Source organism: Oscillospiraceae bacterium (genome assembly GCA_035380125.1).
In the GTDB taxonomy this organism is placed as follows: domain Bacteria; phylum Bacillota; class Clostridia; order Oscillospirales; family JAKOTC01; genus DAOPZJ01.
This window is the reverse complement of sequence record DAOSWV010000032.1, coordinates 20,617-29,151: the sequence shown is the minus strand read 5'-3', so window position 1 is coordinate 29,151 and position 8,535 is coordinate 20,617. Positions and strand designations below refer to the sequence as shown.

Annotated in this window: 11 protein-coding genes; 5 read left to right on the top strand and 6 right to left on the bottom strand. The window is 45.8% G+C overall.

Annotated elements, in window-relative coordinates; all coding sequences use genetic code 11:
• The 4 genes from PK629_11590 to PK629_11575 all read left to right on the top strand — a co-directional run.
• A partial coding sequence (locus PK629_11590) for an ADP-ribosylglycohydrolase family protein (GenBank protein ID HOP12118.1) occupies nucleotides 1-279 on the top strand: 279 nt, incomplete at its 5' end.
• Nucleotides 280-418: 139 nt separating this feature from the next.
• A complete protein-coding gene (locus PK629_11585) occupies nucleotides 419-955 on the top strand; it encodes a sigma-70 family RNA polymerase sigma factor (protein HOP12117.1) in 537 nt (178 codons plus the stop codon).
• 112 nt (nucleotides 956-1,067) lie between these two features.
• The gene (locus PK629_11580) at nucleotides 1,068-1,760 is read left to right on the top strand and encodes a DUF4367 domain-containing protein (protein HOP12116.1); all 693 of its coding nucleotides are present in this window, start codon (nucleotides 1,068-1,070) and stop codon (nucleotides 1,758-1,760) included.
• A 553-nt stretch (nucleotides 1,761-2,313) separates the two neighbouring features.
• Nucleotides 2,314-2,568, top strand: a complete 255-nt coding sequence (locus PK629_11575) for a DUF6514 family protein (protein ID HOP12115.1) — start codon at nucleotides 2,314-2,316, stop codon at nucleotides 2,566-2,568.
• Between the two features lie 154 nt (nucleotides 2,569-2,722).
• Here the strand turns inward: PK629_11575 and PK629_11570 are convergent, their stop codons facing one another.
• The 6 genes from PK629_11570 to safA form a co-directional block, all read right to left on the bottom strand.
• Nucleotides 2,723-3,007, bottom strand: coding sequence for a hypothetical protein (locus tag PK629_11570; GenBank protein HOP12114.1), 285 nt, complete (start codon nucleotides 3,005-3,007; stop codon nucleotides 2,723-2,725).
• Nucleotides 3,008-3,081: 74 nt separating this feature from the next.
• Nucleotides 3,082-3,804: an amino acid ABC transporter ATP-binding protein gene (locus PK629_11565; protein ID HOP12113.1), complete on the bottom strand. Its 723-nt coding sequence runs from the start codon at nucleotides 3,802-3,804 to the stop codon at nucleotides 3,082-3,084.
• A gap of 19 nt (nucleotides 3,805-3,823) precedes the next feature.
• Nucleotides 3,824-4,495: an amino acid ABC transporter permease gene (locus PK629_11560; GenBank protein HOP12112.1), complete on the bottom strand. Its 672-nt coding sequence runs from the start codon at nucleotides 4,493-4,495 to the stop codon at nucleotides 3,824-3,826.
• A gap of 88 nt (nucleotides 4,496-4,583) precedes the next feature.
• Nucleotides 4,584-5,420 carry a transporter substrate-binding domain-containing protein gene (locus PK629_11555; protein ID HOP12111.1) on the bottom strand — a complete coding sequence of 279 codons (837 nt, stop codon included), beginning with the start codon at nucleotides 5,418-5,420 and terminating at the stop codon, nucleotides 4,584-4,586.
• Nucleotides 5,421-5,653: 233 nt separating this feature from the next.
• Nucleotides 5,654-6,277, bottom strand: coding sequence for a TrkA C-terminal domain-containing protein (locus PK629_11550; protein ID HOP12110.1), 624 nt, complete (start codon nucleotides 6,275-6,277; stop codon nucleotides 5,654-5,656).
• A 146-nt stretch (nucleotides 6,278-6,423) separates the two neighbouring features.
• Nucleotides 6,424-6,987, bottom strand: a complete 564-nt coding sequence (gene safA, locus PK629_11545; GenBank protein HOP12109.1) for a SafA/ExsA family spore coat assembly protein — start codon at nucleotides 6,985-6,987, stop codon at nucleotides 6,424-6,426.
• 314 nt (nucleotides 6,988-7,301) lie between these two features.
• On the opposite strand from safA, the gene PK629_11540 reads away from it, so the two are divergent.
• Nucleotides 7,302-8,501 (top strand): helix-turn-helix domain-containing protein, encoded by a 1,200-nt coding sequence (locus PK629_11540; GenBank protein ID HOP12108.1) that lies wholly within the window; start codon nucleotides 7,302-7,304, stop codon nucleotides 8,499-8,501.
• The last annotated feature ends 34 nt before the right edge of the window (nucleotides 8,502-8,535 follow it).

Below are 8,535 nucleotides of genomic sequence, written 5' to 3'. Positions count from 1 at the left end.
TGCCATACGATTTCAAACGCATTGATTGTCGTAGCGGCTTTGGTTTTCGGCAAACTCGATTTCGGGAAATCAATCTGTCTTGCGGTGCAGACCGGGTTTGATACCGACTGCAACGGGGCTACCGTCGGCTCGATTGTCGGAATGGCAATCGGAGCGGCAGGGATTCCGAAACACTGGACTTCGGTTTTTAACGAGAGAGTCGATACCTCGATTTTCGGCGTCGGAACCGTGTCCGTTGACGAAATGGTTGAATTGACAATAAAACATATCAAAGCTTGAACTAAGTTGAAGATGACTGAAAGGGACTATGCGAGTTTATCGCATAGCCCCTTTTAATGGTGTACCTATTGAAATATGGTAAAAAATATGATAAAATAATGTCAGATACAGGGTATTCCGGAAAAAATGAGGGAAGTTCATGCTTGCGATTTTATTAACGTTTATCGACGACGATGAAGATCGGACATTTTTTACACAATTGTATCAGAATAATGAGAAATTATTGTTTATCATCGCAAACGGGATTTTGCATTCGCAAGCGAAAGCTGAAGAAGCAGTTCAGGATACTTATGTAAAAGCCATCGAACATTTGGCACAACTCAAAGGGAAAAGCAGCGAGGAACAAAAAGCCTGGCTTATCGTAGTGGTAAAACATGTTTCCGTCAATTTTATGAAGAGAGAAAAGAAGATTGAATATTTCGATTTCGGAGAAAACAAATTTGAAAGATATACAATCGACTTTTCGGGTGAGATCAATTATAACAGATTAAAGCAATTGATCCGGGAGCTGCCGGATGCATATCAGAACATTCTCTATCTGCGCTTTGTGTGTGAATGGAGTTACAGTGAAATTGCCGCAGAACTGGGTATTAATGTGAATCTCGTCGGTACAAGAGTGCTGCGCGGGAGAGAAATATTGATTCAAAAATTGAAGCAGGAAGAAATCAAAAAATAATTACGTATTAATTTACATTTAGTGTAATAAATTGGCTTTTATAATTGTTTTATTATCGGGGAGCAAAGATGCTGCGGCCCGATTTTTTAAACTGTGTAAAGGAGGGGATAAGATGGATGGGATAAAATTCGATGAGGCTTTAAAAGACATACTGGTCGATTCGGTACTTGATGAGTATGCCAATGTAATTGCAAAAAACGAGATTTCATTCAGCCGGCAGTATCTGAAAAGAAAAAAAAGAATGCTTCGCAATCCGGAGAGATTCTTAAAAAAGAAGAGTCCTCCGTATCATGTCAAAATCATACGGGCGATCGTCGCTGCAACTTTGATTGTTTTGATGGCGCTTGCTGCAGGTGCCGCGTTAATTCCCTATAAAAGAAATTATAAGATGGAACGGTATCCGGCATATATTCAAATTGAAATTCTGCAAGACAGGGACTGTACTGTAAATATCGAATACGGCGATTTTTATCCAAAATATCTGCCGGCGGGATTTTATGAAAACACCGACAGAAGAAGTAAAGTATCTAACTTTATCAATTATCAATTCCTCGGGCCTGACGAAACGGTGATAAGCCTTCGGGTACAGGGGCTTACCGGCGGTTCGGTTATGTGTTTTGAAAACGAACACGGCGTTTTCAGTGAGGGTAAATTGAATCACAGAGCAGCCATTATCAAGAGTTCATTAAAGAATGGTTGCCCAAACGAAATTATATGGTTTTCCAAAGATGGGACAATTATGTTTGATTTATGCTCCACAATCAATTTAGGGGAACTGGAGAAAATCGCAAAAACCATACATTAAAAATTTTTGTTTAAATTGTAGAACCAACGCATCCATTAGGAAATAAATGGACGTTAAAATTTTGACGGATGCTATATTTGGCAAACAATTTTTTAATTTGGCTTGAAATATAAAAAGCAAAAAAACTTATAAATAAGCCAAAAACCGAGATATTTAAATAAAATGTCGAAATTTGTCGAAATAAAAATTTAAATTTTTTTTGCGTTTATGTGAGAAAATGACCCTTTCAATTGTTTATATAATCGGAGGGTAACTCTAACGCATGAAGTACCTATAAGTTTCAGGAGGGCAGCTATGAAAAAGCACTTAAATCGATTGATCTTTATGAATGATCGGCCTTGCCTGTAAGTGCGGGGCCAAAGCTGTGGCAAAGACATCATATGTTTTGCCAAAGATGAATCAACCTTAGGACGGCGCCAAAATGCGGGTTTCTCTTGGGAACGGAAACGTGCGGTGATGCCGAATGATGAACGGGTTTATGGAAAATCATTGCTTGTGTTGCCTTAGGAACCCGAGGCAACTGAATCAAACTTTATCATCAATGAGGGAGCGTATGGAGAATATGTTGAATTTCGGAAAATACCAATACAAAACGGCTTGTGAAAAATATACGAATTGCCAAGCGGGTGAACACGAGGGATATGCGATTATCGGACGTGAGCGTTTTAAACGGGGAATATGCATGCTTCAGGATGTTACCACTTCGCGTGAGACTGCAGATAAATTGGTACAGTTGATGAACAGCAATCAAGTGGATCTGTGTCACATGCAGGATGTCACAGAGGATTTATTGGTTGTAGTCGGATAAAGACGAATTAAACAACTTAATATTGTACATAAAAAACCCGAACGCCCGGCGAAAGCCATACGTTCGGTTTTTTTATGTCTTGGATGGATTTACGATTACATGCGTCTGTCCTAAACAACGGACGGCATTTGATTGGCGGACGTGAGCTTTTATGTCATGCTTTTTTATCGGTTTCTCTTTTGACCTTGTTCCGGTCGCGTTTGGCGCGGATGTGCTTTTCGCGCGTACGCTGTTTGTGATCTTCGGGGCGCACCGGCTTGAGCCCTGCAGCCTCGAGCGCGCGTGGCCACGGACCTAAAAACGCCTTGATCGCCACTACCGCCTCGATATCAAAATCGCTGCGCTGGGGATAACGTTCCGTTCCCTGTGCGGTCAGCGATTGTTGCTTTTCGCGCAGAAGAGCGATACAGATGTCTCTGGTATATTTCTGATCGGCCATAAAAAGCTTCCTTTCTGTGGAACAATCGAGTATTCTATATCCCATCCTACCACGGTGCAAAAGCAAAGTCAATTTTAAAGAATGCGGCTTAAAAACTCCTTTGTGCGTTCGTTCTGCGGATTATTGTAAATATCCTCCGGCGTACCTTCTTCGACGATTTTACCCTCGTCCATGTAGATGATACGATCGGCGACTTCGCGTGCAAAGCCCATCTCGTGCGTCACGACGATCATTGTCATGCCGTCGGCGGCCAACTTTTTCATGACCAGCAGAACATCCCCGACAAGTTCCGGATCGAGTGCCGAGGTCGGTTCGTCGAACAGCATGATCTTCGGATTCATAGCCAGCGCGCGTGCGATTGCCACCCGCTGCTTCTGACCGCCCGAGATCATCGACGGATAGGTATCGGCTTTGTCTAGCATACCGACTTTATCAAGCATTTTTTCACCGATTTTGGTTGCATCGGATTTGTCCATCTTCTTGACTTGCGTCAGGCCTTCGGTCACATTGCCCATGACTGTCATGTGCGGAAACAGATTGAAGTGTTGGAACACCATACCGACCTCTCGGCGTACCAGATGCAGTTTTTTGGTTTTGACGGTGAGTTCGTCACCGTCAATGGTGATCGTGCCTTTTTGGGGTTTTTCGAGGAAGTTGATGCAACGCAGCAGTGTGCTCTTTCCGGATCCGCTTGCGCCGATAATAACCACGACTTCACCTTGAAAAACGGTGAGGTCGATGTTTTTAAGCACCTGTAATTTTCCAAACCATTTATTCAGATTTTTGATTTCGATGATTTTTTCGTTTTGCTTCATATTATACCACCCTCTTGAGATCGCCGGCGCGCATTTTCTTTTCGATCAGGTTGGCAAAAACGGTCAAAATTGTCGTCATGATCAAATAGTAAATTGCCGCGATGGTCAGCATTTCCATCATGCGGAAGTTGGACGAAGCCATCTGACGTGCGTGCAAAAGCAGTTCGGGCACCGTAATGGCACTGGCCAGCGATGAGTCCTTGAGTGCGATGATGAACTGATTACTGAGCGGGGGAATAGATCGCTTGACTGCTTGCGGCAGAACGATGCGCTGCATGACCTGGCTCTGGGTCATGCCCAATGAGATGCCTGCCTCGCGTTGGCCGCGATCAATCGACTGGATGGCTCCGCGGACAATCTCGGCGATGTAAGCACCGTTATGGATGCCCAACGCGATGAAAGCCGAAGGCAGCGCATCGATTTTGACCACATTTACCAGACCGTTATAGATGAACAGCAGCTGCAGCAGAAGCGGGGTGCCCCGGATCAGCCAGATGTAGAATTTTGCGGGGAGCTGGACGATTTTGAAGCGCGAGATACGCAGCATGCCGAACAGCAGGCCCAGACCGAGGCCGATTAAAATGCCGAAAAACGTGACGCGGACCGTCATCCACGCATATGGCAAAAAGGATGTAAAGTATTTCGGAATGACCGAAAAGTCCCATACGCCCATAATTCATTACCTTCTTTCTGTGTCGAAGGGGAATCTGTTTATACAACGGATTCCCCTTCGAAAGCATTGTTTTAATTGAGTTTTGGGCTTATTTTACGGTGATATCCGCACCGTTGTGCCATTTTTCACTGATGGATTTCATCGTGCCGTCTGCAAACATATCCGCGAGGATTTCGTTGAGTTTTGTCAACAGGGTATCATCGTCTTTATTGATGGCAATGCCCATCTGCTCCAGCCGCAGGATATTGCCGGCCAACACCAGATTCTCGCCGCCTGAAATATCTTGTATCGCACCCAGCGCCACCAGACGATCGGTAATGACACCGTCAATCCTGCCGTTGATCAGATCCATGAGTGTTGCATTGTCGTCCTGATACAGACGGACATCCGCGCCGAGGGCTTCAGCGTCGCCCACGAAGTTTGTACCGGTTACAACACCGATTGATTTTCCGCTCATTTCGGAGGGATCTGTAATGCCGGAATCAGCACGTACGACGAGCTGAGCGCCCGAATAATAGTAGGGGCTGGTAAAGTTAACGATTTCGAGGCGGGCATCGGTGATGGCCATACTACCTAAAATGCCGTCAAAACGCTTGTTGCGCAGGCCTTCGGTCAAACCGTCCCAGTCGCCGGTTATGTAATCCAATTCAACGCCGAGGCGTCTGGCAATCTCCGCGCCCACATCGACGTCAAAGCCGACGACATTGCCACTTTCATCAAAATAATTGAACGGGGGATAACCGCCGCTGCCGATAAAAGTGATTTTCCCGGCATCCAGAACACGCTGTAAACTGTCTTCTGTCGAAACGCTCTCAATTGAACTCGCGGGAACGGAACTGCTTGTTCCGTTTGCGCACGCCGAAAGCAATAAAGCCAAAGACAATACGACAGCAAGCAGGATGCTTGTTTTTTTAATTCTTTTCATGATTTGTTTCGCTCCTTATGATGTATTTTGCACCGGAGCCACGCTCGGAGCAACTGACATCTTATTATACAATAAAAGTTGTCAGATGTCAAACCGAATAAGCTCGAATCCTGTCGAGAGAAAAAGAAAATAAAAAAAGCCCCGCAAAGCGGGGCGTGCGAAATTTGAGTTTGAAAAGACGGAGCGGTTTATAGGTAAAGCAATTTTACGTAATTACGTTCCGGAAACACAGGTTATCTTCCGTTGACAAAAGCCCAGACGGTTTCGGCACATTTGACGTCGCCGACAAAAACGATGGTGTCATCGATCTGAAAGGCCGCATACGGGCCGGGAGAGAGAATGATGCTGTCTCTACGGCGGATGGCGATGATGGTCGCGGAGGTGTTTTGCCAGAACATGACCTCGCCGACGGTTTTTCCGAGCAGTGTTGAGGTCGGCTGTACTTTGACCTCGTAGCTGTTAAAGGGGGACGCGGTGGTGAATTTTTGATTGATACGCACGATCGAATCGCTGATATCGGCGATCTGTCGACTGATATCGATCTGTTGAGCAAGCAGTTCCATCAATTTTTTCTGATGGATGCGAACGTCGTTTTGCTCACCGAGTTTTTCGACGTATTCCCGGGCTTTTTGCGCCGACAGGATAATCGTTCCGCTGTTGGGGCGGTTTTCGACAACGCCGACGTCTTCGAGCAGTTTCATCGACCGGCGGATGGTCTCGGGCGAGACGCCGTATTCGGAAGACATGACCGAACGGCCATGTACCTTGGTGTTTTCTTTGAGCGCACCCTTGCTGATGCGGACTGCGATATCGAGTGCGATTTGGGCGTAGATGGGGGTCATAATGCCTCTGCTCATATTAAAACATCCCTTCGTCGGTTTGAATCAATATCCTTTTTCAGTATAGCAAAAACCACTCGAAAAAACAATATCAGTTATATATACATAGTGTATAAAAATGCCGCTCGTTTACAGAGCGGCGAAATATTTTAAAAATGAAATGATTATCCGATAAACATCTGAGTCCAGTAATAACCCTCTTCGACAAAGCCGACGCCAATTTGGGTGTAACCGGCATTCAGGATATTCGCACGGTGGCCGCTTGAGTTCATCCAGCCGTCGAAAACACTGCGCGGGGTCGTGTAGCCCATGGCGATGTTCTCGCCGGCCGTCCGATAGGTGATACCGAAGTTTTTCATCATTGTGAACGGCGAGCCGTAAGTCGGGCTCGTGTGCGAGAAATAGTGTTTATCGTGCATATCCTGCGACTTATAGCGCGCCACGCGGGCCAGTTCCCAGTTGATCGTCAGCTCTTTCAGACCGTAGGCTTTACGGGTCTGATTGACCAGGTTCACAACCTCTTGTTCGAAGGCGAGTACGGATGCCGGGGGCAACGGGATTGTGATAATCTGATCGGGATAGATCAATGCGGGATTGGTGATCTGCGGATTGGCCGCAATAATCTCACTGATACCCACCTGGTATCGGACGGCGATTTTCCACATGGAGTCGCCCTTGATCACTTTATAGGTGGTGGTCTGTGCGGCTATCGGGAAGACCGATATCATAAACAGCAAAATTGATGCCAAAAGAATTGACAATGTCTTTTTGAATTTTAGTTTCAAATTCACACCTGCCTGTATTGAAATGACATGCAATCAATTATGATTGCTTTGATAGTATGCGTAAAAAGCATTATGGATTTTGCCCGAAATGCGCAAATGTCTGCCATTTCGCATGGAAACGTCTCCGAGGCTTAAAACGGCGATTTGCGGGCATTTATAAATTTTAAACAGCGTCGAAGAAAAATTTGATTGCTGTTAAAATTTGTGATAAAATCAAAAAGCAGATTTCGGAGAATTATTGAATTTAAGGAATTTTTATGCAAAAAAACAGAGATATGAACGAAGTGACCGCGTTTATCGAAAATAATCTGACTAACGAGTTAAATCCCGAGACCGTTGCGAATCGGCACTTTGTTTCGTTGAGTCAGCTTTATCGGGATTTTTATTCTTATACAGGGCATTCGATCAAGGAATATATCCGAAAGCGGCGTATCTCCAATGCTTGTGAACGCTTAAAGTGCTCGGATATGCCGCTTGATGTAATTACCGCCGAGAGCGGATATCAGACCCAGCAGGCGTTTCATAAGCAGTTCAGGGAACTTGTTAACATGACCCCGCTCGAATACCGAAAATCCGATACTTGGTTTTACTTTTACCCGTTTGATACAAACGACATCAGCCTTGCGGTCAAGGTCGGAGCGGAGGTTTTTCCCGCCTGCGAGGCAAGGCATTTTTATGATTCGTGTTTGGCCGGCATCGAGGACAGGGCGATTGAGTCGCTTGGAGAAGTCAAAGGCCGTGTATTCGGCAGGAACGGCAAACAGATCGGAAACCGTTTTTGTTATGAGGTGATGACGGAAAAAGAAAACGCTTTAGGTAAAACAGGTACATATGCGGTTTGCACGGTGAAATACAACGAGCGGGAGATCGGCGACGGGTGGAATTATCTTTATAACGTCTGGCTTTCGGGCAGCATGTTCGAACAGGCGGAAGAGGGCTATTTTGAAGAATATCTGTTCAAGGACGGAAAGCCGTATAAGCTAAAGTTATATCTGCCTGTCAAAAAACGCGGCACGGCAGGGCATATTACCATTACGCAAGAACCGGAAAAGGTGTTTTTGATCGCGCGGGAAGCGGGCAGAGACGCCGAGCGGAAAGCGTCCGAAAAGGTGATGGGGTTTTTGCAGGAGCGATATCCGCTGACAGTGCGCAATTCAAAGCGATTTTATGTGAGCGCCCGGGGAGATGTTTGGGCATGCGGCGTAGAATGCGGCGACGGGTTCAAACTGCCCGAAAATGATCGGGTGGAGCTGCTGCGGATTCCCGCCGGAACTTATGCCGTGCTGCCGGACGACTGCCTCGGGGACATCGGTGTGGGAGCGGCAAAGCTGGAACGGTGGCTGCAAAACAACAGCGTGGCACACGTAGATGAGCCGATTTTTGCGGTTTATGAGACGCAAAACGGCAGATATGACACAGACAGTGTAAGAATGAATTTATATAAACGCCTAAAATAGAGGAATTTGACAAAAAAGGATAACACGAGCAGGT